16 protein-coding genes and 1 pseudogene are annotated in these 23,680 nt (G+C 37.7%); 4 read left to right on the forward strand and 13 right to left on the reverse strand.

The genetic code is table 11. From position 1 onward, the window contains the following. The 12 genes and pseudogenes from CWC11_RS10240 to pomA all read right to left on the reverse strand — a co-directional run. Positions 1 to 1,299: restriction endonuclease subunit S (locus CWC11_RS10240; protein WP_138682616.1), on the reverse strand; the 1,299-nt coding region annotated here is incomplete at its 3' end. Further along, a complete protein-coding gene (locus CWC11_RS10245; RefSeq protein WP_138682617.1) occupies positions 1,299 to 3,635 on the reverse strand; it encodes a type I restriction-modification system subunit M in 2,337 nt (778 codons plus the stop codon). The genes CWC11_RS10240 and CWC11_RS10245, both read right to left, overlap by 1 nt. A 3-nt stretch (positions 3,636 to 3,638) precedes the next feature. After that, positions 3,639 to 4,088 carry a winged helix-turn-helix domain-containing protein gene (locus tag CWC11_RS10250; RefSeq protein ID WP_249330725.1) on the reverse strand — a complete coding sequence of 150 codons (450 nt, stop codon included), beginning with the start codon at positions 4,086 to 4,088 and terminating at the stop codon, positions 3,639 to 3,641. A 427-nt stretch (positions 4,089 to 4,515) separates the two neighbouring features. Next, on the reverse strand, positions 4,516 to 6,456 hold the full coding sequence (locus tag CWC11_RS10255; protein WP_138682618.1) for a DNA topoisomerase III: 1,941 nt from the start codon (positions 6,454 to 6,456) through the stop codon (positions 4,516 to 4,518). Further along, positions 6,453 to 6,917 (reverse strand): hypothetical protein, encoded by a 465-nt coding sequence (locus tag CWC11_RS10260; RefSeq protein WP_138682619.1) that lies wholly within the window; start codon positions 6,915 to 6,917, stop codon positions 6,453 to 6,455. The genes CWC11_RS10255 and CWC11_RS10260 overlap by 4 nt, the downstream gene beginning before the upstream one ends. A gap of 8 nt (positions 6,918 to 6,925) precedes the next feature. Continuing rightward, a complete protein-coding gene (locus tag CWC11_RS10265; protein WP_138682620.1) occupies positions 6,926 to 8,827 on the reverse strand; it encodes a site-specific integrase in 1,902 nt (633 codons plus the stop codon). A 2-nt stretch (positions 8,828 to 8,829) separates the two neighbouring features. Continuing rightward, entirely contained in the window at positions 8,830 to 10,626 is a 1,797-nt protein-coding gene (locus tag CWC11_RS10270) for a site-specific integrase (protein WP_138682621.1), read from the reverse strand. Positions 10,627 to 10,630: 4 nt separating this feature from the next. Then, complete coding sequence (locus CWC11_RS10275) at positions 10,631 to 11,956, reverse strand: tyrosine-type recombinase/integrase (RefSeq protein WP_138682622.1); 1,326 nt, start codon at positions 11,954 to 11,956, stop codon at positions 10,631 to 10,633. A 75-nt stretch (positions 11,957 to 12,031) separates the two neighbouring features. Further along, positions 12,032 to 12,349, reverse strand: a pseudogene (locus tag CWC11_RS10280) (toprim domain-containing protein); the annotation flags it as partial. Between the two features lie 42 nt (positions 12,350 to 12,391). Further along, positions 12,392 to 12,907, reverse strand: coding sequence for a hypothetical protein (locus tag CWC11_RS10285; RefSeq protein ID WP_138682624.1), 516 nt, complete (start codon positions 12,905 to 12,907; stop codon positions 12,392 to 12,394). Between the two features lie 202 nt (positions 12,908 to 13,109). Further along, entirely contained in the window at positions 13,110 to 14,030 is a 921-nt protein-coding gene (locus CWC11_RS10290; protein ID WP_138682625.1) for a flagellar motor protein MotB, read from the reverse strand. 2 nt (positions 14,031 to 14,032) lie between these two features. Further along, positions 14,033 to 14,800 carry a flagellar motor protein PomA gene (pomA, locus tag CWC11_RS10295; RefSeq protein WP_058548001.1) on the reverse strand — a complete coding sequence of 256 codons (768 nt, stop codon included), beginning with the start codon at positions 14,798 to 14,800 and terminating at the stop codon, positions 14,033 to 14,035. A gap of 308 nt (positions 14,801 to 15,108) precedes the next feature. On the opposite strand from pomA, the gene CWC11_RS10300 reads away from it, so the two are divergent. The 4 genes from CWC11_RS10300 to CWC11_RS10315 all read left to right on the forward strand — a co-directional run bounded on the left by CWC11_RS10300 (position 15,109) and on the right by CWC11_RS10315 (position 20,521). After that, the gene (locus CWC11_RS10300) at positions 15,109 to 15,351 is read left to right on the forward strand and encodes an exodeoxyribonuclease VII small subunit (RefSeq protein WP_138682626.1); all 243 of its coding nucleotides are present in this window, start codon (positions 15,109 to 15,111) and stop codon (positions 15,349 to 15,351) included. A 2-nt stretch (positions 15,352 to 15,353) separates the two neighbouring features. Then, positions 15,354 to 16,241, forward strand: a complete 888-nt coding sequence (gene ispA / locus CWC11_RS10305; protein ID WP_138682627.1) for a (2E,6E)-farnesyl diphosphate synthase — start codon at positions 15,354 to 15,356, stop codon at positions 16,239 to 16,241. 105 nt (positions 16,242 to 16,346) lie between these two features. Continuing rightward, positions 16,347 to 18,209 carry a 1-deoxy-D-xylulose-5-phosphate synthase gene (gene dxs, locus CWC11_RS10310; protein WP_138682628.1) on the forward strand — a complete coding sequence of 621 codons (1,863 nt, stop codon included), beginning with the start codon at positions 16,347 to 16,349 and terminating at the stop codon, positions 18,207 to 18,209. Positions 18,210 to 18,409: 200 nt separating this feature from the next. After that, positions 18,410 to 20,521 carry a hypothetical protein gene (locus CWC11_RS10315; protein ID WP_138682629.1) on the forward strand — a complete coding sequence of 704 codons (2,112 nt, stop codon included), beginning with the start codon at positions 18,410 to 18,412 and terminating at the stop codon, positions 20,519 to 20,521. Positions 20,522 to 20,562: 41 nt separating this feature from the next. On the opposite strand, the gene CWC11_RS10320 is transcribed toward CWC11_RS10315, so the two are convergent. Then, positions 20,563 to 23,649: a ligand-binding sensor domain-containing diguanylate cyclase gene (locus CWC11_RS10320; protein ID WP_138682630.1), complete on the reverse strand. Its 3,087-nt coding sequence runs from the start codon at positions 23,647 to 23,649 to the stop codon at positions 20,563 to 20,565. Between the last annotated feature and the right edge of the window lie 31 nt (positions 23,650 to 23,680).

Raw genomic sequence — 23,680 nt, forward strand, 5'->3', positions numbered from 1 at the left:
GAAAGCTGGGAAGTCCAATGTGACTAAAGCTGCCTTGTATTCTTCCAAACGCTCTAATGCTTCAGAAACTTTTAATACCATGCTTTGACTTTTGTTTTCTACTTCAATCAAATAATCAATAATTTGTTTTTGTTCTTCGATTGGTGGAATTAATAATGTGAAGTTCTTTATATCGTTTACGTTTATTCTTTTGAACGTAGAGCCGACCATCAACAAATCTAATTGCTGCAAAATTAGTTTTGAGTTAAGAAAATACATTAAAAAGTCAGGTAACAACAAGTCTGAAGATCGAATCAAACAAACATCCTGACCCATTGCAAAGTCAGGAGTATTTTTAGATACGATTGCTGCTTCGCCGACTGTAGCATTGCGACTATAGATAATATCTCCAGTTTTAGGCTTCCTTTCGCCAGCAATTAGATCATGATAATACTCATAAGTGGTTTTCTTTGACGTTGCTAAGTCAACATACCAACCTTTAACTTCAGAAATACTAGCCAGAGGGTAGCCATCATCAACAAATTGTGCGGTAAGGTGTTTACAGTCATATATAAGAGAAAAGTGCTTTAAATAGCTGCAAACCCAATTTTTAGGTATATCACCTAACCAATGTTTTCCAGAAGGTTTTAGCTTGATATTATTATTTATACCTTTTGTGACTGTTTGAGTGATCACAGTAATGCGCTTTTCTTCGAGCTTTTCTATAAGAGCTTTTTTCTTCTCGATCAAATGATCTATTTGTTGAGTTTTATAATCTAGAAAAGCTGATATTTTTTGTTGTTCAGTAACTGGCGGGATCGGTGCCCGTATTTGTTTCAAGTCATCTTGACTGAGGTTAGGTTGCCCACCTCCAACTGAAAGAGAAATTAATACATCTCTTCTCATCCAAAGCCAATAAAAGAAAAATTTTGTGTCGAATTGTTCTGGTTCGTCAAAAACGCAGCAAGCTTGATTAACAGTTGCATCAATACCTAGAATGCCTAATCTTCCAATAGTCGCCCCGTACATTGCAAAGGCCAGTGAACCGGGCTTATACACTTTTAAAGTTGAGTAATCTGCTAAGGCAGTTTTGGTTATTTTAAATTTAGTATCTAAAATCTCTTTTTCTCGGAGTTCACTTGTAGTAATCCATGGAGTTTCACCACCTTCATAATAAGACTGGTTGTCACTTTTGGGTGTAGTTCCACTTCCTACTAAATTAAATCCGTGCGTGACTTTCCATGTCACCCAATGTGAAGGTACTTTATCTATCCAATCAATAGAGGATGGTTTATATGAATCATAAGCAGGGTATTCCATTAAACCACCTCCGCAAGCATATCCATAATTTCTTGCTCTAGGCCTTTTATATCCGCTTCAACTTCTTCTAGCTCACGCGGTGGCTCATACTCGTAAAAGTGACGGTTAAAGGGAATTTCATAACCTAATTTAATTTTACTGTGGTCAATCCATGCATCAGGTCGGTATGGTAATACTTCTTCAGCCAAGTATTTTTCACAATGTTGTTCTACTAATGCAAGTAATTGGGTTTTATCAACCTTACCTTTATTTTGCCCTTTGTTTTCATAACCGAGTGGTAAAGGCAAAGCAATATCTTTAGGTAGCTGTACATTTTCAGTATCACGTAAGTCACCATCTGCTTCAAACTCACCTTTACTATTGGTACATTCTTCAGCGGTTGGGTCTTTTTCACCTAAACTACCCGGGGCTAGTAACGCCTTTTTGAGTGAGGCGTCAAACTTAATACCTGCATCAACAAATGCGGGTTTAATTTGTGCTTCAAAGTCGTCACGATTTTTAATCAATTCAGAGTTTTCAAACTCTGGTAGTAATGACTCAAGAACAGCGATTAACTCCGCTTGCTTCGCTTTACCTTCAACAATTTCTAAATCCATTGCGGCAATGTTTTTACGCTTTTTACTAATAGCTAAACTTTCAAAGTAAGCGGTTGCTTTAAATGCTTCGATACGGCTTTGGTTAACCGTAAAATTAAGGCGAAGTGGGCGTTCAACGGTAATTTTTAAGTAACCAAAGTCTTGGTTATTAAATACCTTGCTTACCGTGACGACTTTACCCATGTCGCGCGCTTTCTTTTTCGGTAGTTCTACGTTGGTATTAATATCTGCTAAGGTGCGAGTTTCTTCATCTTTAAAAGCCGCATAAATTTCTGTAAGCATACTGATATGGTCGGGCTCATTTTTATTATTTTCCGAAGGCCCTTCACCAATTTTTTTGCGTTTATCACCGAGTGATTTTTTCATTTTCCATGCGAAGTCAGTACCGTTAATTAACTGCACTTTACCGCGTCTATCATGTGTATTGTTAGTGCCGTCTGATTTTCTGTTAGTAACAATCCAGATATAGGTATAAATGCCCGTGTTATAGAAGAGTTGATCTGGTAAAGCGACAACTGCTTCAAGCATATCGTTCTCAATAATATAACGACGAATATTGCTTTCACCGCTCCCTGCATCGCCAGTAAAAAGTGGCGAACCATTGAATACAACCGCAATGCGTGAACCGTTTTCAGCTTCTTCGCCTGCTCGATGAAGTGGATATTGTGCAGGTGGATTTTGCATTTTTGACATCATGTGCTGTAAGAATAATAAAGCGCCATCATTTATACGAGGTAAACCTGCGCCAAAACGACCATTGAAACCAAATTTTTCATGTTCGTTGGTTACGTAGTCTTTCTCTGGTTTCCATTCAACACCGAACGGCGGATTTGCTGCCATGTAATCAAATTTCATGTCGGGGTGACCATCACCGTCAACACGGTCGTCTTTGGTTATACCTGTACCTAAGGTATCACCAAAAGCAATGTTGTCAGCTTCTTCGCCTTTAATCATTAAATCTGAACCACAAATGGCATAAGATTCTGGGTTATACTCTTGCCCAAATAACTGCACTTTAGCTCTGTCGTTTTGAGCAATAATTCCTTTTTCAGATTCTGACAAAATACCACCCGTTCCGCAGGCTGGGTCGTAGATTTTTATCAGGTTACCAGCGGTATGAATAGACTCTTCACCTGTGAAGAGAAGATTCACGATAAGCTTAACCACTTCACGGGGCGTAAAGTGATCCCCTGCTTCTTGGTTTGCTTGTTCGTTAAATCGTCTAACCAAGTCTTCAAAGATATAGCCCATTTCTAGGGATTCAATTTTATCAGGGTGGAAATTAACACCGGCTATTTCGCTGAATACTTTAAATAAGCGGTTAGCGTCTTCTAAGTGTTCAATTTCTTGATCGAAACGGAATTTTTCTAAGATCTCTCGTGCTCTTGTCGAAAAACCTGCAATGTATTTATTAAGATTTTTAGCAAGATTGTCAGGATCGCCAATCAATTTTTTGAAGGTAAAGCCGCTGGTGTTAAAGAATTTATGGTTAAACTTTTTGAAAATTATCTTTTCTATAATTTCAGTGCGATTTTCTTTCTCTTTGTATTGTTCAAAAAGTTTATCATATTCCATCTTTACTTTATCAACATCAGCCTCAAGCACGCAATCAAGACGACGTAAAACAGTAAGTGGGATCATTACTCGACGGTATTGTGCTGGTAAGTATGGACCTCGCAATAAGTTAGCAACATCCCATATAAGGTCGGAATTATTTTTAATTTTGTCTGTATTAGCCATTAATTATTCTCTGTAAATTGGGTTTAAGCTCGAATTAATATCAAGCTTCAAAAAAGTAGGGTTACCTTGCGTATTTTGAGCTAGCGCATCATTGGTTTTTTTGTAAGCAGCAAGAAGTGTTTCATCAGGGGGTAATATTATCTGCATCTTCAAAGGTTTTATAACACCATCTGTATCCTGAAGTGCATTTATACCTCGTTCGTTAAAAATTAGGTGTACTCGTCTAATTAGGTAAGTTCGTGCCCAGCCTACTCGATTATCAAGAATATTTTGCTTGCCATTAGGTAGTGTTTCAGCTTTTTCATATTCGATTAATGCGAATTTTGATGTTAGCCGGTTAATAACATTTCGAAGCTTTATCTCGTTGCTATTTGCTTCTTGAGCAATTTCAAGGAGTGGGCGCATAAATTGCTGGTAATTGGGGATCACTTTTAGTCTTTTTATACTATCCATGTTTTAAAATCGCTAAGAATTGCCTACTTATAAAATCTTGTAACTTCTTTTTTAGCTTTCAAGCTGCATACGTTTCAAAAGAATATGGGAAAAACCAGTAAAATACTACTTTTATGGTACAAACCACAACTTACTTTTTAAGTCCTAGAGTTTATTATGGATAACTAAATGCGTTTATAAAATAAGTTGTGCTAAATTTATAAAGTAATTTATAAACTGTTGGGCGTAGACCGTTTAATTGATTAACTATTTAAGGTTTATTTTGCTAGATTTTATCAGGACGCATATGCTCTCCTATGTCTTAAATGTACAATCAGTAAGCCTAATATAAACTTGTTATACGGTCATATTTTTACGCAAACTTCTTAACTTATGAATCCATTTCATCGAGATGATAACTGCCCCATTAATCTTTAGGCTGTAAATTTTACACCCTAGCCTTTGTTTTTCTTGCTCCTTTCGTTTGTTGCTTAAACGATTTTCTCGGTTTGTAAGGCGTTCCCTTACCTTTTAACCCGCTAAATGTAACTGTTTTAACCTCAGCAATTAACGTATCTATGCTTTGCGTAATTGGGTCCATGAAGTGGGCGTATTTAATTTCTTTTTGGCTAATAGCTTCTAATTGGGATTCCCAATGTGCTGTCATATCTGGAATTGTCATGCGTTCAGGTAAAGAGCAAATTAATTGCGTACCAACATCAGTTGCTCTTATATCTTTACCTTTACGAGTCAAAAATTGACGTTTAAATAACAGCTCAATTATCCCTGCCCTTGTAGCCTCAGTACCCAACCCATCAGTATCACGCAATACTTTTTTAATTGAAGTGTCAGTTACATAACGAGCTATACCTGTCATAGCTGAAAGTAATGTAGCGTCAGTAAAATATTTAGGTGGCGTAGTTTGCTTTTCTAGCAAGTCAGCTTGCTGGCAATGTACTTCATCTCCTTTTGAAACATTAGGTAGGCTAATCGCTGAAAACTCACTTTCCCCCTGTGATTTTTGTTTTGAAGGAAATAGAACTTTCCAACCTTGCGATACCACGTCTTTTTGTTTGGAAATAAATAAACCGCCTGACACTTCTGTATCTATTTGTTTATCTACATACTCAAATGGAGGGTAGAACTGAATAAGATACTGACGAGCAACCAGTTCATAAATATTATTTTCAGCAGGTGATAAACGGCTTAAATCGGTTGTTTTTGATGTAGGAATTATCGCGTGGTGGGCACTTACTTTTGAGTCATTCCAAGCTTTACTTTTTAGACTAAGATTCGCGTTGTTTGCGGCATCACTTAAAGCTGAGCATGATTTACCAATTGCACCTACGACTTGCTTAACATCATTCAAATGTTCTTTAGGTAAATACCGGCAATCTGAGCGAGGGTAAGTAATTAATTTATGTCGCTCGTATAATTGCTGACACGTATCAAGTACCGATTGTGCGCTCATACCAAACCTTTTTGCGGCATCAATTTGTAAAGCCGATAAACTATAAGGCAATGGCGGAGGTGTTGCTTTTTTTGCTTGAGTTACATTAACTACTTTACCTGCTTTATTTTGTACCTTTGAAATAACATTTAATGCTAGCGCTTTAGACAACACCCGATTATCTTCATCCATGTATGGCTCACATGCTTTACTTGGACGCCATTTAGCCTGATACGCCTCACCTTTTGAAGTAAGAAGCGTACAGATAACCTCATAGAATGGTTTTGATACAAAATTCGCAATCTCTAGGTCTCTGTGGACAATTAAACCTAAAACAGGTGTTTGTACCCTACCAATTGATAACACGCCATTATAGCCTGATTGGCGCCCTTGTAGCGTGCATAGGCGAGTCATGTTGATACCATAAAGCCAATCAGCTCTTGCGCGTGCTAATGCTGATGTAGCAAGAGGAATGAAATCTGTATTTTGACGTAAATTGTTTAATGCTTTTTTTACTGCTGCTGGATTCAAGTCACTAATTAAGCACCTTAAAACCTGTGTTTTTTTTGCTTTAGACACACCACAATGATTAATTACTTCATCGATCAGGATTTGCCCGACTCGATCTGGATCGCCCATATTAACTAGTGTATCTGCTTTTTTTATTAATGTTTTTACTACTGTAAATTGCTTTCTTGTTTTACTTTTAACGACAAGCTTCCACTCATTAGGAACAATCGGTAAATGCTCAACAGCCCATTTTTTATAATCAGGGTTGTATGCCTCTGGCTCTGCTTGCTCTAATAAATGACCTATACACCAAGTAACAACATCGCCATTACCAGCGGTGATATAACCATCACTTTTTTTATGTGGTTTAGGTAATACATCTACTAGTGCCCTACCAAGGCTTGGTTTTTCTGCAATAAACAATCTCAAACTTTTTTACCTGTAATTGGACTAACTTTATATATTTCTAGTTGCTGCTCTAACAAAGATACTTTTTCTAACGCTTCAAAAAGCGTGAATTCAAGCTGAGCGTTATGAGCTACAACTTGATCACTAAAAGCTTTTATTTGGTCGCGCTGCGTTCTATAACGCTCTTTTAATTCTTTTTCTTTGTCGCGTTGTTCGCGTAGCTTACTTTCAGCCTGCTTACTTTTTTCACTTTTACTGACGGCTAAGCTTTGCTTTAGTAACTGAATTCTTTGATTAGCAATTTCGACAAATTCTGAATAGTAATAAATACCACCAGAACTTAAACCCGCTTCATCATTGATTCTTTTTAAGCTAATACGTCCATCAGGCTTTGTATTCAGTGGCTTACCTTCAATAAGCCTTTCTAATGCTTGCTCTAACCTGATTAACGTTTCTCTGCCTCTATCTGATTGTTCAGTCATAGGTGCTCTTACAAAAGTGTTTGGTTAATGTCATGTTTGAATACATCAAAGGTAATATTATGATCTTTAAAACATTGTTCTATCGATTTAATCTCATAATAAAGTTTTGACAATATGTTCGGCATTTTCAATCCAAACTCGATTAATGATTCAAATTTGGTAATCAACAATTGCCTTTTGGGGATAAGTTCTAATGCCTTAGCTTTAGTGACAACCGCATACTTACAGACAGGCGCATCACAAATACGATCACATCGGGGGTTAGTACAATGGCCAACAGGTGTTTCTATTATCGACATTTGACCATCTCGAACTTGCCTTGATATTTCATCACGACTCAAATAAATGGTACTTCTATCATCACCACGTAAATTTGCGATTCGTTTACCTTCAGCACCAGACAAAGACTCTGCTTCATTATAAATATGATAAAAAGTGTCGGTCATAAACTCATGATTTTCTTGTGCTATGTCTAAAAGTAATTCTTTATCTAGCATCATATCGAAATAGCCTGCGACATTGGCTTGGTTAGAATACCAAGAGGTCATAGCTATATTGATGTGTTTAAATTGATATTTTAAATCTAAGAGTGATGCCAGTTTATTACGAACAAGAAATACAGCAAAAGTTCTTCTGAAGCAGTGTGGGTTTGGGGTTAACAATTCGCCAATTTTTAATTCATTTTTTCGTGATGGATTTAAAAGATTAAATTCAGCAACATCATGTGAGTTAGCTTTGTAATTAACAAATTTAACAAAGCTTTTTAAAGAACACTCTATGCCTTGCCTTCCTGCTGCAGGATATTTTGCCGTAGGCGTATATGATAGAAAAAGGGAGTCGGCTTCTTGAATCATTTTATTTTGCTCGTCTATGTGAGAACAAAGCTGAGCACGATCTTTCCAATTTTTTCTCGAAAATTCATAGATATCCCATATAAGCTCAATTGCCAGCTTAACAGCAGGAATAGTGACCCAACTTGTTTCTCTTTCTACCCCTGCGATATTAACTTTGGTATGAACCCCATTAATAATAGGGATAGTCATACCCGCATATTTTTTTTCTTGATAGGACTCTTTGGTTAAAGATTTAATTTCACCATCTCTACAACCAGTGAAAGCAGCTATTACAGTGTAACAAGCACCTCTTATCCAAGTTAACCATGTGCCTGTTAAATCTAGTTTGAAATCAATTGTTTTAGTTATTTCTTGATAGTTTTTTTGGGCGTAACCCCTAGCGGTAGGAACACCATATCCTTGTCCAATATTTTTATTGTAATCCTGAATAAAGCTTTCATATGTATCACTAATAATCTTTCTACTTGGGTGATACTTAGCAATAACATCTAATGCAATTTTAAAATAATTTGATGCTATATTTTCTGGTAAAGCAATTGTTTGATGTGAAATCCGCTGGCTATTTGAGAGTAAAACAGCTAATTCATCAGCATTATCAATTACTCTGGTGATAATTTTTTCTTTTTTTAAGACGCTAAGAATTATTAAGTAGTTTTTCCATGTTTTGTATTTTAAATTACGACTTTGGGCTACTTTTATAAACTCTCGGAACCCTCTATCTGAATTAATAAAAGTAAAGTCAGTACCACCACATTCAATAATACATTTATCAAAAATTGAAAAGCCTTGTATATACTTCATACCTATACTTTTTTTATTTATGAGCTCATCACCGTTTAACAATTTAAAAATCAACCTTTTACAAACTGATTTAAACCCATCACTGAGATTTCCAAAATTCAACTTAACGCCTTCATTTAGAATTCTCCAAACATCATCTTGAAAATAGCTAAACGGTTTTCCATCTGAAGAGTAAGAGATAACTGTATTATCAGAATTAATTACGTTTTGATGCTCAGCATCAATAGTGTTTAGAGGCTTAGTTAACTCATTCATTATTAATTTAACTCCATTAAGACATTAAAATCCGTTTTATCAGCCCAAAGAGGATGCGGAAGCTCAGAATATTTCACCTCAGCACTTTTATATACGTGCGGAAACTCTTGTTTCAACCTATCTAAAATTGACTCTACGGTATTAGTAACCTTGGCTAATGTAGTAGTGGGTATTGAGTTAATTGATGGCTGACAGGCAACCTCAAGAATTACATCTCTGAATGACAGCATAAGCCAGATATCGTCGACTTCAGCAATAACGGCATGATATGGACAACCAAAGCATTCTAAAAACTTGTAACATGCGACTTTATTTTTTTTCTTAGCTAAACCCGCTTTAACGAGTGATTTTTTTAGCTGCTTAGCTTTTTCACCGAAAGAATCCTTACAGCGGAGTCCATTGGATAAAGCGTTTGGGATATCTAATTTATTTTTTAAGTAAAATTGCTCTCTCACTGGATCTTTAAAGTGATAAGCACTTTTAATAACCGCATCATTTAATGTCTCTCCTTGAAGTGTCCGCTGCCTAACATCAAGTGCTCCTGCAATCGAGAACTCCATTAATTCAGGTACACCATTAGAATAATGCTTTGACACAGTATCAGGACTGTTATTTAAGCCTTCAGCAACAGAAAAAATGCTTTCGGTTGCTCTCATAATTAAGGTTGCTTTGGTCTTTCTAAATCGCTGCGTACTTAATACAGGTAACTCAAAGTATTTAAGCTTCTTATTTATTACACTAGCGAATTGATTCTCTAACATTCCTGTATATTTTTTCTTCGAGTAAACTGAAAAAACGTAATCTGAGGTATTATTTGTTATCAACTTACTTAAAGGCAACCATGTCTCAAAAAACTCTTTGGCTCTTTTACTAAAGCCAACTGTAGTAATATTTTGCCTTCCCTGCTGCCTGTGTTTTGTTGTCGATAGCTTATAAACACCATCAGATGTTCTTTCGAAAGATTCATTTGAAATATCAGAAAACTTAATTGCTAGTAATTGGCTTTCATTTAGTCCCGTATAAAAACACGTCAAATAAAGAGCTGCTTTAACAAGTTCGTTTTTCCAAGCATGGCTATATTTGACAACAGAAAAGATATGCTTTCCATTAAACGGGTTACCTAAAAAATCATTTCCTGAATCATCACACAACAACGGATGAACTGAAGGTTTAGTCCCATTTATTATACAAACTCTATATTTATTAAATATAATATAAAGTAGCTTAACTATCCGTTTCAACTCAGTATCAGTATAAGGCAAAGTAATATCAGAATCGTTTAAGGTACTTATAAAGTCATTTCTTAATTCATGATTTAAATTTGGATCAACTTCATTAAAGAAGCTTTTAAGTGAGCCTTGGATCTGAATTAGCGTTTTTCCTTTTAATCCACTGAGATATCGCTTCTTTAAATTATTAATAAATGAAGTAATAGTTTCTTTATTAAAAGCAACTTTATAATTATTTGTATCGCAATGCTGAAAAAATGGTATCAAAGCGTTGAATATCCCAACCTTTGTTCTTTCCCGCCTATCGATTTTCAATACTGTAAGATAACAATACCTAACAAGCTCCCATCTATTCATATCAACTAACTGCTCATTCGCTTGAAGTCGAAAAGATTGACCATTAGAACCTATTTTAACCTTTGGACAACCTTTATAACCAAGCCGATGAAAATAGCAATTTCTCTGGCCATTGCTAAAGATCAACTTATGATTAGGAATATCTATAACATCTATACTTTCATTATTTTTAATCTCTAATGCTTTTCGCTTTTCATTTCCGATAAAAGCCATAGCCCTATTCCTCGCCCTTTAAAACCAGCTCAAGGGCTTGCTCATAAACTTCATTAGCCTTCAATGTTTGATGGCAAAACTTTAAATAATGCAGAAGGGTACTTCTTGACTTATGTCCCATTACAGATTGAATGTAATCAAGAGCATCACCTTCTTTTATCCCTTGATTTAAAAGCTCTTTTAAACGCGCTACAGCATAGGTTGAACGTAAGTTATGAAATTTATGATTAAAACTCGGATGACTGTCTTTTACCGTATTTCGAACTTCGCACCATCGAGCATTAAATGTCCTAGAGGCGTAATGATGTCCATTCTGTGAAATGAATAAAGGTGGATTGTTTAATTCATCGGAATTATTTACTTCGAAGAGTTTTCTGCGTTTTATGTAACGCTTTGAATTAATGTATTGATGTAATTGAAGCATTAGCGATGAAGGCATCTCAATAGTTCTACTGCCAGAGCCTTTCGTTTCTACTCCCTCTTGCGGTGATATGTGCACGCCATTTGAATGGACTAAATACTTATTATTAAGCTGTTCAGCAGTTGGCTTATAAATAAATTTTGACCTAAACGTAACAAGCTCTTCTCTACGTAACCCTGTATATCGAGCTAAGCTAACAGCAAGTTTAAACTCTTCAGACAGATTAACTAAAGCAGCTCCGCTTGAAGTATTTGAATTTACCTTTCCCTGACGACATATTTTATCGACCAAAGTCCATTCATGTTCACTCAAAGGAACAAGCTCTCTTGGCATACCAAAATTACTTTTATCCTTAGGTAAATTAAGCCTAATGTCTGTCGAGTCGACAAAGACAAACTTACCTCTACTAAACTCATGCCCACCATCAACATTCACTTTAATTTTTTTATAATTAAATGGCTTATTTATAAATTCGTAGCCTTTGTTTAAATAAAACTTATAAAAACTGACAATTGAGCCTAAGTAATTATTGGCTGTTGTTCTAGCAATAGCTCCATTCATCACCGAATTTTTAAGATGTTTACTGAACTTATACGTAGGTTTATTTCTTGAAGTAATGGGCATCTCGTCCCACTCAAGCCCTATTTCATCTAGGAAGATAAAATAATGCAGTAATGCCTGAGCTTGAGTGTTGACATATTTTCGATATTGAGAGGTCTTTAAATATATAAGCCAATTATTTACAACACTAACTGGTAAACCATTGTCTTGATATAACAATACAATATCCTGAACATCGTGGCCTTTTCCATTAAAGTTAAAGCTGATCTCACCCGTGTCTGAGTTAACTGACTTAGATAATTTTTGGTCAATAGTTAAACTTGGTACTGTCCATAAAATGTAGTTCATAAGTCAGATCCTATTTCACACTTTTAACGATATTTATTGTATTAATGAGTTTCCATTAAAATATCGTAACAGTGCACGGTCAGGATCGCCAGCGTGAATAACTTGCGAAGCTTGTTTAATTAATTTTTTTAAAACAGTGAGTTGTTTACGTGTTTTGGTTTTAGCTTTTAACTTCCACTGCTCTGGTATTATAGGTAAGTGTTCAAATTGCCACTTTTTAAAACGCTCATCGTAGTCATCGGGTTCTGCTTGTTCTAGCAAATGCCCAATACACCAAGAGACACAATCGCCATTAGCGACCTCTATATAACCATCATGCTTTTTATGTGGTTTAGGTAAGGCGTCTGCAATAGCACGACCTAGTGAAGGTTTTTCTGCAATGTAGAGTTTCATAACTTGCTCACCACTGTTTATATAAACAGTAGTTTAGCACAGCTATTTTAAAGGAGGGACTTTTTTATAACCATTATTGGTTACAACTTTATTATTTTTAATGACTAAATAAATCAGCGGAAGATAGCACACCACTACAGTGCCTATATTAATTAAAGGTAAAAACGTTTTATACATTAGCGTGCTATAAGATAAATCCCAAAGGTGGCGATCAACAACGCGAAAAAGTTGTAAAATTGGTGCCGTGATAACAACCAACTGACCTAACACACATTGCCATAAATAAACTTTGTCTTTTATCCCAAGGTAGGCAATTAAAGCCATCCAAGCTATGTCATTAAACGCCCATACAAGATATCTATATACATAAATATCTTTATCAAACTCTCTTAAAGAATCGTATATAAGTGCACCAAATAAAAAAAATGCACCTGTTACACATACAAACCGTAATGCCAAAAAGTCTTTACGTAAGTAGAAAATAACAATAGCTGGGATTAAAAATAAAACCCAGCTAAGTTCAAGAAATGCAATTACCTTATCAACCCATAAAGGCATTGTTATTCTTTCGTCTTATCGTCATCTCCGCCAGTACCATTTCCTGGCATATCGCTATACTTATATTTTTTATTCATGGGCACTCATTACATATGTTAAGGAAATGTACTGTAAGCTAAAATGATGAAATTGCCAAGATACTTAGGCAATTAAGTACCTTAAATCAAAACAAACATAATAAGATATAACACAAAGCAATAACTTATCGCACATCAATAGGATCAGACTCTTTAGCCTTACCTTGCAAGATTGATATTTCTACTCGACGGTTTCTTCGGCGATCTTCATTTGAATCGTTTGGAACAAGCGGGCGTGTATCGGCGCGCCCTACTACCATCATCCGGTTTTTATCAAACCCTTGCACTGTTTGCAGTTCACTTGCGACTGCTACAGCACGCTTTGACGATAAGTCCCAATTATTAATATATAACTCATTTGAAACCTGAAAATCGTCGGTATGTCCCGAAACTGTAATTTCGCCAGGTACATCTTTTAACAACACACCAATATCTTGAATGATAGGTTTAAACTTAGGTTGTAAAAATGCACTCCCTGAGGGAAATGAGCCATTTTCACGAATACGAATAATAATTTGCTGCCCTAAAGATTCAAGCTCTATTGCACCATCTATAATTTGCTTTTCGAGTTGTTGCGCTATTTTTTTAACTAACTCATTTGTTTGCTCTTGATCGGCCGCTGAAATTGCTTGCTCTGACGATTGTTCTTGCGAAGTGCTACGCGACTCCCCTCCGCGTTTATCTCCTCGCTGCTCTTGCCTACCACCGGCTGAGCTTTCATCACCAGCTTGAAACTCAAGCATTTGCTGGGTCATTTCTACAGTTTGTTGTTGAATGGTTTCTATAGGGGTTGGCTCTGGTTTACCTGGGGTAAATTCCATGGCAATAACAGACGTGCCTTTGGGGATATCTTTTACTTCTATTTTATTTTGCACACCAAATGCAAACTTCATCGAGCCTGCTATTTGTTTAAATTTAAGTACATCCATTTCTGAAAACGCAAGCAAGAGTACAAAGAAGCACATTAATAATGACATTAAATCGGCAAAAGTTCCCATCCAAGCAGGTAAACCTGGTGGTGGGCATTTGCACTCTTGATCAGACATGGTTACTCCTCGGTATCTACTTTACGTTTAGATTCAGCTAAGTAGTTTTTCAAAATACCTTCAATTACTTTTGGGTTTTGACCATCTTGGATACCTAAAATTGCATCCAAAATTAAACGTTGGTTCATTGCTTCTTCGTCTTTACGTAGTTCGAGTTTTACCTGAATTGGAATTGCTACAACGTTTGCTAAAAACGCACCATATAAAGTAGTTAATAGTGCTACAGCCATTGCGGGTCCAATTGCTTTAGGGTCGTCCATGTTAGATAACATAGCAACCAAGCCAATAAGTGTACCAATCATGCCCATAGCAGGCGCTATATCAGCAAGTGACTTAAATAAACCCGCGCCCATTTCGTGACGAGTAGTGGTTAAAGAAATATCTTTTTGAAGAGTTGCACGCACAACGTCAGCATCATGCCCATCAACAAGCATATCTACGCCTTTACGCATAAATGGATTGGGAATTTCGGCTTCTTCAAGGGCTAAAAAACCACCTTTACGAGCTGAATCAGCAAGTTCTACTGCTTTTTCTATTAGCTCTTCAGGGGATTCTATTTTAAACATGAATGCCTTACCAACTACTTTACCTATGCCTAAAAATTGTGACATGGTGAAGTTTGATAAAACAATAAACAGTGAGCCGCCAAAAACAATGACACTTGAAGGAGCATCGGCAAACATAGCCATTTCACCGCTACTACTCATAAACATAGACATGACAATTAAGCCAATTGCGCCTAGGATCCCGATTATGGTTGCTAAATCCACATTTCCTCCAGAGGTTTCATGTTCAATGCCTTATTATAAACTTTTATTATTATCTGGTTATCGGCAACATACTGAATTGCTTAAGCCATTTTTATAAATAAACATAAAAAGCAGCCTTTAGCACTATTTTAGATCAAGTTATATGTGCAACCTAATTTATTAACCATTAAGAGTGCTATTAAGCCTTTATTAATGCAATTAAATATAATTTAACGCCATAAAGGTAAAAAACCAATATCATCCTTTGACCTAGTTTAGCATTCCCCCTAAAATTGACCCCTAAATTTATTATGTAAGCTGAAATAAAGATGGCGACTAAAAAACCTGAAAACTTAAGTTTCGAACAAGCACTAGAAGAATTATCGACAATTGTTAGTGATATGGAACAAGGTGATTTGTCGCTTGAGCAATCGCTTAAACAATTTGAACGTGGAATTGCATTAGCGAGTGCTTCATCAGGAAAATTGCAGCAAGCAGAGCAAAAAGTATCAATTTTGATGGGTAACGGCGAAAAGTCAGCACTTACAAACTTTGATAACGATATGGAATAGTTGTGAGCATTAAAGATTATATTGAATGTGCTCAAAAAGATGTAGTAGCTACTTTACAACAACATTTTGACCAACCTCTCGATACAGAGCAAACAATAAAAAGTGCCACTGAGTATGGGTTATTTAATGGTGGCAAAAGACTACGTCCATTTTTAGTGTACGCCACAGGCGAAATGCTAGGTGCTAAAAAGCAAGATTTGGACATATTGGCAGGCGCTATTGAATGTATTCATAGCTACTCACTTGTTCATGATGATTTACCTGCGATGGACGATGACGATTTACGTCGTGGTCGCCCTACTTGCCATATTGAGTTTGGCGAAGCGCACGCAATTTTAGCTGGTGATGCACTACAAACCCTCGCCTTTGAGTTAATAGCAAGCCATGAATTTACATGCTCTTCGCAAACACAGGTAAAAATGATTGCTCAACTAGCTAAAGCATCTGGCCTTGAGGGCATGGTTGGCGGACAATCTTTAGATATTGCAGCAACAGATAAAGCAGTTACCGTTCAAGAGCTTGAACGTATACATAAACTAAAAACGGGTGCGCTCATTAATTGTGCTATTACACTTGGTGCATTGTGTAGCGAAAATGCAGACAAACAAACTTTAGAAAACTTAAGCATTTTTGGGTATGCTATAGGGCTGGCATTTCAAGTACACGACGATATTTTAGATGTTGAAGGCGATACTATTATTTTAGGTAAGCCACAAGGGTCAGATATCGCCGCGAATAAAGCGACATACCCAGCGTTATTAGGTATGCTAGGCGCTAAAGAAAAGGCGCAAAACTTAATACAACAAGCACATGAAGCGCTTGCAAAAATAGATGCCGACACAACACATCTTGCGTCGCTAGCAAATTACCTTATTGAGCGTGACCACTAATAACCGCTTTAGCGTATTGCAATTAGCACTGACATTATTACTCAACATTAATTACTCATAAACGCTTTGTGTTAATTAATGTTAGCGAAGGATATATATAAAACCATGACACTTGATAGTAGCAAGTATCCATTACTTAATTTGGTTGACGAACCAGCACAGCTGCGTGATTTAGCGCAAGATAAACTTCCTGCTTTTAGCAACGAGCTGCGCGATTACTTACTCAACTCAGTATCGCAAAGTAGCGGTCATTTAGCGTCTGGTTTAGGAACAGTTGAGCTAACTGTTGCACTACATTATGTTTATAACACACCAGAAGATCGCGTTGTATGGGATGTAGGACATCAAGCTTACCCACATAAAATATTAACTGGTCGTCGTGATTTAATGCACACCATTCGTCAAAAAGATGGCCTGCACCCTTTCCCGTTTAGAGATGAAAGCGAATACGATACTTTTAGTGTGGGCCATTCAAGCACATCTATTTCAGCGGCATTAGGTATGTCTATTGCAGCTAAAAAAGAAGGCGCAGGACGTAAAACCGTTGCAGTTATTGGCGATGGTGCTATTACTGCGGGCATGGCCTTTGAAGCTATGAACCACTTAGGTGACGTAAAGTCAGACATGCTTATTATTTTAAATGATAACGAAATGTCGATTTCTGAAAACGTAGGTGCACTTACCAATCACTTTGCACGTATTTTATCAGGTAGCTTTTATACTAATATTCGTGAAGGTAGCAAAAAATTACTCTCTGGTGTACCGCCAGTTAAAGAGCTTGCCAGCAGAATGGAAGAGCACCTTAAAGGTATGGTTATACCTGGTACTTTTTTTGAAGAATTAGGCCTTAATTACATTGGCCCAATTGATGGACACGATGTAAACATGCTCGTAGACACGCTTCGTAATATGCGTAATTTAAAAGGCCCGCAATTACTGCATATAAAAACACAAAAAGGTAAAGGTTATAAGCCAGCAGAAGCGGATCCCATTGGCTATCATGGCGTACCAAAGTTCGACCCAAGCACATCATGTTTACCTAAATCTAAACCTGGCGCAGCAACCTTTTCAAAGGTGTTTGGTGATTGGCTGTGCGATATGGCCGAGCAAGACAGTAAGCTGATGGCAATAACACCTGCTATGCGCGAAGGCTCGGGCATGGTGCGCTTTTCAAAAGAACACCCAGAGCAATACTTTGACGTAGCTATAGCTGAGCAACACGCAGTAACACTTGCCGCCGGCTTAGCCTGTGAAGGTTTAAAGCCTGTTGTTGCTATTTACTCAAGTTTTTTACAACGTGCATACGATCAGCTCATTCACGATGTAGCCCTACAAAACTTACCGGTGCTATTTGCAATTGACCGTGCAGGCATCGTTGGTGCTGACGGTGAAACCCACCAAGGTGCTTACGACTTAAGCTTTATGCGCTGTATACCTAATATGGTTATTATGGCCCCTAGCGATACTAACGAATGCCGCCAAATGCTGTACACCGGTTATAAAGCAAATTGTCCTGTAGCTGTACGCTACCCTCGCGGAAGTGCCGGTACTGCAGATATTCAAAGCGATATGCAGCTTATCGAAATAGGTAAAGCAGACACAATTAAGCAAGGTGCTAAAATTGCTATTTTGTCATTTGGCACATTGCTTGAAAACGCACAACTTGCAGCGAATGAATTAAACGCAACGCTTGTTAACATGCGTTTTATTAAACCGCTTGATACAACGCTTTTAAATGAGCTTGCTCAAAGCCACGATGTAATAGTTACCCTAGAGGGTAATGCTATTTGTGGTGGTGCAGGCTCCGCAGTTAATGAATACTTGGCAAGTATTAAAGCCCGCATTCAAGTACTTAATTTAGGTATTCCTGATGAATTTATTAAGCACGGTACACAAGCGCAAATGCATGATGAAATGGGCTTAGGTGAGCAAGGTATTTTAAGTTCAATTAAGTCGTTTATCGCTTAAGCTATTTACTTAGTTTATTAAAAAGGAGCCTAAAGGCTCCTTTTTTTGTTTTTAATTTTAACTTTTTTGCATCCAGTTTAAATTTTGAGCCGTTATTGATATGAGGTTAACATGTAAATAATCGGTGCCGCTTAGTCTATGCCTTATGAGCAAGCGCGTTATTTACCTACATTTGATGGAATATTTAAAAGGTAAAAATGATGAATAAAGCTAATTTAACAACTCATTCAGCACAAAAAAATACACTTAAACACACGCTTAGTTTTTCAGCTTTAACACTTGCAGTATTAATCGGCATTACAGGCTGTAGCTCAGACGATGGTGAAAACGGCGTAGATGGTATTGCAGGCACCGATGGACAAAATGGAACCGATGGTACAAATGGCAGCCCTGGTTTTGCAGCCGCAACATTTGTTCTGGCAAACAATGGTGAAGCTAATGCAGGCACCATCGACTTTATTAATCAAAATGCTTCTAAACTAAAAACCTTTAATACAACAGCTAATGAAGGCATTGCATTTGATAGCCTTGGGAATTTATTACAAGCAAGCGACAGCGAAAGTGGCAGTATTAAAACCATTTGTCAGCTTGCAAGCCGCGATGACGGCGCAACCTATACAGCTAATACAGATCGCGAAATAACAGGTACTAATACAACACTGGTAAACCCTAAAGGAATTGCTGTAGCACAAAAGAGTGGCCTTGTTTTTATTGCTGACTTTGGCGCTATGCAAGTAACGACTTTTGGCGCTACAGCTGCGGGCGATGCAGCGCCTTTAGGCACAACCATTACAGAAGCGGCACCGTGGGATGTTGATTATGATGAATCTAACGACCGCCTTTATGTAGCACTAACAAATGGTGATGTAGCCGTTTACGATAGTTTTGTTAGTGGTGAATTTGCCGCAATGCCAAGCCGCACAATTACTCCTAGTAATAATGATGGCACGCAAATATCTGTAAATATTCACGGCATTGTTTATGACTCAAATACTAATAAACTCGTTTTGTCTGATGTAGGTAGTGCCTCAGACGCAACCGATGGTTCGTTATTTGTAATTAATAATGCATCAACCGCAGAGGGCTTAGTAAGCGTTGCACGAAGTATTGCCGGTCCAGCAACAATGCTTGGTAACCCAGTTGATATTAGCCTTGAAGGTAGTGACTTACGTGTAGCTGAAAAATCAAATGATGCTGTTCTTGTGTTCAGCAATATATTTTCAGGTGAAAGCGGCGATATCACTCCTGATTTAGTTACCTCAACAATTAAACCTGAGTCAATTACTAAACTGGGTATACAAAATGAGATGGCTGATATTTCAGATAGTCATACCGCTAATATGGCGCTGCTAGGTGTTGCTGTAAGTAGTAATCCGGGCACTGCCGGTGAAACAACTGGGCAAATTAGTCGATTAAGTTCACAACTTAACACAGAAATTGGCAATTATAACGCAAGTCAAACAATCGAGAGTGTAGCCTTTGATAAAGCAGGAAATAGCTATACAACATTCGATAACAGTACAACCTCTATTGGCGGAATTGTTATTTCAAATAAAGTCGCAATAAACAGAGATGGGCAAACTTATAATACAAACCAAGACAGTATTATTACTGGTTCGAATACAGGCCTTACATCTCCTAAAGGTCTTGATGTGGCTTCTGATAGCGGTATGATTTTAGTTGCAGAAAATAATGCAGATACTCCAAGTATTTCTATATTTTCAACGTGTACCACAGGGGATGCGAGCCCGTTAATGACGCTTACGTTTGCAAACGATGCTCGCCCTTGGGATGTTGATTACGATGCAAACACTGATCGAGCTTTTGTAGCACTAACAAATGGAACCGTTGCTGTATTTGACGAAGTTAAAAGCAAACTAATGGCTGGTAGTACTAATATTGCAGTTGAGGATAGGCTTATAACACCAGCAAATTCAGGCACAGCAGTAGCAGCGCCAAGCAATATACACGGCATCGACTACTACTCATTAAGTGACTCGTTAATACTCTCAGATGTTGGTAGCGCAACGATTGCTGACGATGGCAAAATATACGTATTGAATAACGTAGCAACGGCATCGGGCTTGGTAAACATAAGTACCACTATTAGCGGTCCAAATACCCTACTGGGTAACCCTGTTGATATTATGTATACCGGAACAGATTTGTACGTAGCTGAGAAGTCAAATAATGTGGTTATGCGATTTAATAATATTTTAAGCAGTGCAGGCGGTGATATAAGCGCCGATACCAGTACAGCATTTACAGCCCCTGAATCGGTTGCAATATTACCAGCTTGGCTTAACAAATAGAGTTAACCTCACCATGCCTGACCAATAACCTTGGTCGGGCATTATCGCATCCACACTTTTATATCCGCCAAGCCATTACTTTGTAAAATACCTAATTGCTGATCAACATTAGAGTTTTGTTCAAATTCAAATGCATCTAGTTGCTCATCAAAAGTAATATTAGCCACGCCATCACCACCGCGTTTTTTAACTTGATGAAGCGCTATATCTGCCAAGTTAATAGAGGTTTCCCAGCTAATTACCTGCCCGCCTAATAACGGTAATGGATAAAATGACCAACCAATCGACGCCGTAATGCTCGTTGTTTTACCATTAGGTAATTGAAACGAATTACTGGCTATAAATTTACATAAGTCAGATGCGTAACTGTCTATTTTATTACACTTAAAATCACGTAGTAATAATAAAAACTCATCACCACTCCAACGCGCTACATAATCAGAGCCCTGAGTACGGGCGTTTAACAATGCCGCCATTTGCTGTAAACAACTGTCTCCCGCAATGGGGCCATAAGCATCGTTTATACGGCTAAAGTTATCAAAGTTAATAATCACTAACACCAGCGATTTACCCTGAGCTTGTAGCGATTGCGAGTTACGCTGAAAGTGCTCTATATCTTTAGGGAGCTGATCGAACAAAAAGCGACGACTACGAAGCCCTGTAAGCTCATCTGAGTGACTAACTAATTTGAGCTGCGAGTTTACTTGCCCAAGTTTATCGTTAGCTTGACGAAGCTCCAATGTACGCTCTGTAATGAGCCCTTCGAGAGCTTCTTGCTTCCTGCGCTCTTGCGCTCTAAACACCCAAAATACTAAGTAAATTAATAAAACAAAGCCACTGGTAATTAACAGCCTAAAGTAAATGGTTTCATCAAAGCGCTCTGGCACTGTAAAGCCATATTCAGCTTCTTGTGCTTTAGTCCAATCTTCACCTTGGCGTTTAGCTTCTAACTGAAACAAAAACGAGCCAGCCGGTAAGTTTGTATAAATAGCTTCTCGGCGAGTATTTGCATAACGCCAATCACTGTCTAAGCCTGTTAGCTTATATCTAAATTCAATACTATTAGGAGCATAGTAATCAATGGCGGTATAAGTAAGGGTTATATCGCGTTCATCTGTTTCAAGTGATGGCTTTTTACCAAGCGCAGCCGTAGTTAAATTACGAAGCGGCGTTGTGATAGTTTCTATTTTGGGTTTTATTGCAAGCAGGCCAAAAAGCTCTACATTTTTAGGTATTTCTACTACACCTTGCAAGCTAGGATACCAAATAGAGCTTCCTGTATCGGCCACCGCATCGTGGCCAAGTCCACTACAACACTGATTAGCCTTGCCATCTAATTGGCGATCAAAAGATGAAATAACCTCTTCAACTTTTAAACTTTTAATATCTGTTTTAAATTGATCGACAGGCATTCTATAAACGCCCTTCATTGTACTAACCCAAACATGCTTTAGGGTTTCGTCGTACTCTAAACTAAATATAGACCCATACGGTAAACCATTGGCAGCATCAAGTTGTCGCCATTGGCCCTGCGTACTTCTATAAAAAAGGCCATCGTTTAGCGAGCCAATTAAAATACCTACGCCATCAATATGCAGCACGCTGGTTACGTATGCGCTTTCGAGTGTGGTTTGGTCGCCTATTTTTTCGATACCGCGATCAGTAAAGTAATATGCCCCTTTACTTGTACCAATTACACCAAAATTTGTTTTATCTAATACATAGGTAATAAACTTACTACCTAAGAATGCGTTATAAGCAAAAGGAGTTAAGCCAGCATAATTTAAGCGATACAAACCACGCCCTGTGCCGATCCAAAATCCGCCCTTACTCGAGCGACTAATTGCAAACACCGGATTATCACGAAGTGCACGCCCTGGTACGGTATAAAGAGTATTGTTTTCGAAAACAAATAACCCACGCCCTGTCGCTATGTATAAACGGTCTCCATCAAATTGTAAGTCATGAACGGAAGCGCGCCCGTACTTACTACTAGGTAATAAATTAATAAAACTTTTATCTAAATCAAAATAGCCAATGCCACTTTTATTAGCCACCCATAGTTTTCCATCTGGTGCTTGGCTTATAGCCATAACCGATTCGGTCATTTGCGATACCGCAGAATGCCTTTCTACACGCCCTTCATGAGCCAGCCATAAACCTTCACTAAAGCTTGCAAGCCACACGTTATTTTTATCATCTCTAAATATGTCTGCAAACCATATACTTTGATCAAGCTGACTTGGCTCTACCCATTGCCACTCACCCGTTTTGTCTCTAAATAATAAGCGCCCATAAGTCGAAATCCATAAGCCACCATCGGTATCACTCATAAATTTATAAACGGCAGAGTTATTCGTATTCGGCAATGGAAATGGTCGTAATTCGTCATCTAAATCTAAAAAGTAAGCCCCTAGCTCAGAAGCTAAGTATAAATTTCCATTTAAAAAAGAAAGGTCGTGAACAATCGTTTGTGCTAATCGCTCTGGTAACGATATTTTCGCAGTAAGTTCTAAGCGTAGTTTAGAAAAATCAGAGGAGCTTTTAGTTAGGCGTAATAAATGGCGATCATTAACCAGCCAAATACCTTCAGGAGAAAGCGCCATTTTGCTTACAGAGCCAACTATTTGAGTAATTACGGTTGCATTAACAATAGGCAAAGGCCCATTTACTTGAGTACGTAAATCAACTTGCCCTCTATCAACATAATACAAGCCATTGGCGGCTATCCATATGCTGCCTTTAGAGTCTTCAAGTATGTCTCTTACAGGGCCTTTAATATTAAATTCTTGTGCTGCAAATGTAGCCGGGTTAATAACCACCAAACCGCTTTTTGTGCCAATCCACAATAAACCATTCGAATCGACTAAAAGCTTATTAATACCATTGCTAGGTAAAAAAGGACTATTTTGCGTGTTGTAGTTTGTAAATGTAGTGCCATCAAATCGACTTAGACCAAACTGAGTGCCTAGCCACATATAGCCTTGTTGATCTTGCACTACACTTTTTAGTGATTGCGAGGGCAACCCGTCTTTTATATTCCATTGCTTAACTACATAATCAGTAATTGAGGCCCAACTTGGCATAGCGCACAACATCAGTACACAGACCAGTAAAAATCGCATCATATTGCTGCCACCTAGTTAAACAAATTGAAGA

Origin of the sequence: Pseudoalteromonas sp. S3178, assembly GCF_005886985.1 — a bacterium.
GTDB lineage: Bacteria > Pseudomonadota > Gammaproteobacteria > Enterobacterales > Alteromonadaceae > Pseudoalteromonas > Pseudoalteromonas carrageenovora.

What these genes read in the sequence shown, in the direction of transcription:
- dxs (WP_138682628.1), top strand. Translation starts at nt 16,347, where the DNA reads ATGACACTTGATAGTAGCAAGTATCCATTACTTAATTTGGTTGACGAA.
- CWC11_RS10250 (WP_249330725.1), bottom strand. Translation starts at nt 4,088, where the DNA reads ATGGATAGTATAAAAAGACTAAAAGTGATCCCCAATTACCAGCAATTT.
- CWC11_RS10275 (WP_138682622.1), bottom strand. Translation starts at nt 11,956, where the DNA reads ATGAACTACATTTTATGGACAGTACCAAGTTTAACTATTGACCAAAAA.
- CWC11_RS10265 (WP_138682620.1), bottom strand. Translation starts at nt 8,827, where the DNA reads ATGAATGAGTTAACTAAGCCTCTAAACACTATTGATGCTGAGCATCAA.
- CWC11_RS10320 (WP_138682630.1), bottom strand. Translation starts at nt 23,649, where the DNA reads ATGATGCGATTTTTACTGGTCTGTGTACTGATGTTGTGCGCTATGCCA.
- CWC11_RS10270 (WP_138682621.1), bottom strand. Translation starts at nt 10,626, where the DNA reads ATGGCTTTTATCGGAAATGAAAAGCGAAAAGCATTAGAGATTAAAAAT.
- CWC11_RS10315 (WP_138682629.1), top strand. Translation starts at nt 18,410, where the DNA reads ATGAATAAAGCTAATTTAACAACTCATTCAGCACAAAAAAATACACTT.
- CWC11_RS10290 (WP_138682625.1), bottom strand. Translation starts at nt 14,030, where the DNA reads ATGTCTGATCAAGAGTGCAAATGCCCACCACCAGGTTTACCTGCTTGG.
- CWC11_RS10300 (WP_138682626.1), top strand. Translation starts at nt 15,109, where the DNA reads ATGGCGACTAAAAAACCTGAAAACTTAAGTTTCGAACAAGCACTAGAA.
- CWC11_RS10285 (WP_138682624.1), bottom strand. Translation starts at nt 12,907, where the DNA reads ATGCCTTTATGGGTTGATAAGGTAATTGCATTTCTTGAACTTAGCTGG.
- CWC11_RS10260 (WP_138682619.1), bottom strand. Translation starts at nt 6,917, where the DNA reads ATGACTGAACAATCAGATAGAGGCAGAGAAACGTTAATCAGGTTAGAG.
- CWC11_RS10245 (WP_138682617.1), bottom strand. Translation starts at nt 3,635, where the DNA reads ATGGCTAATACAGACAAAATTAAAAATAATTCCGACCTTATATGGGAT.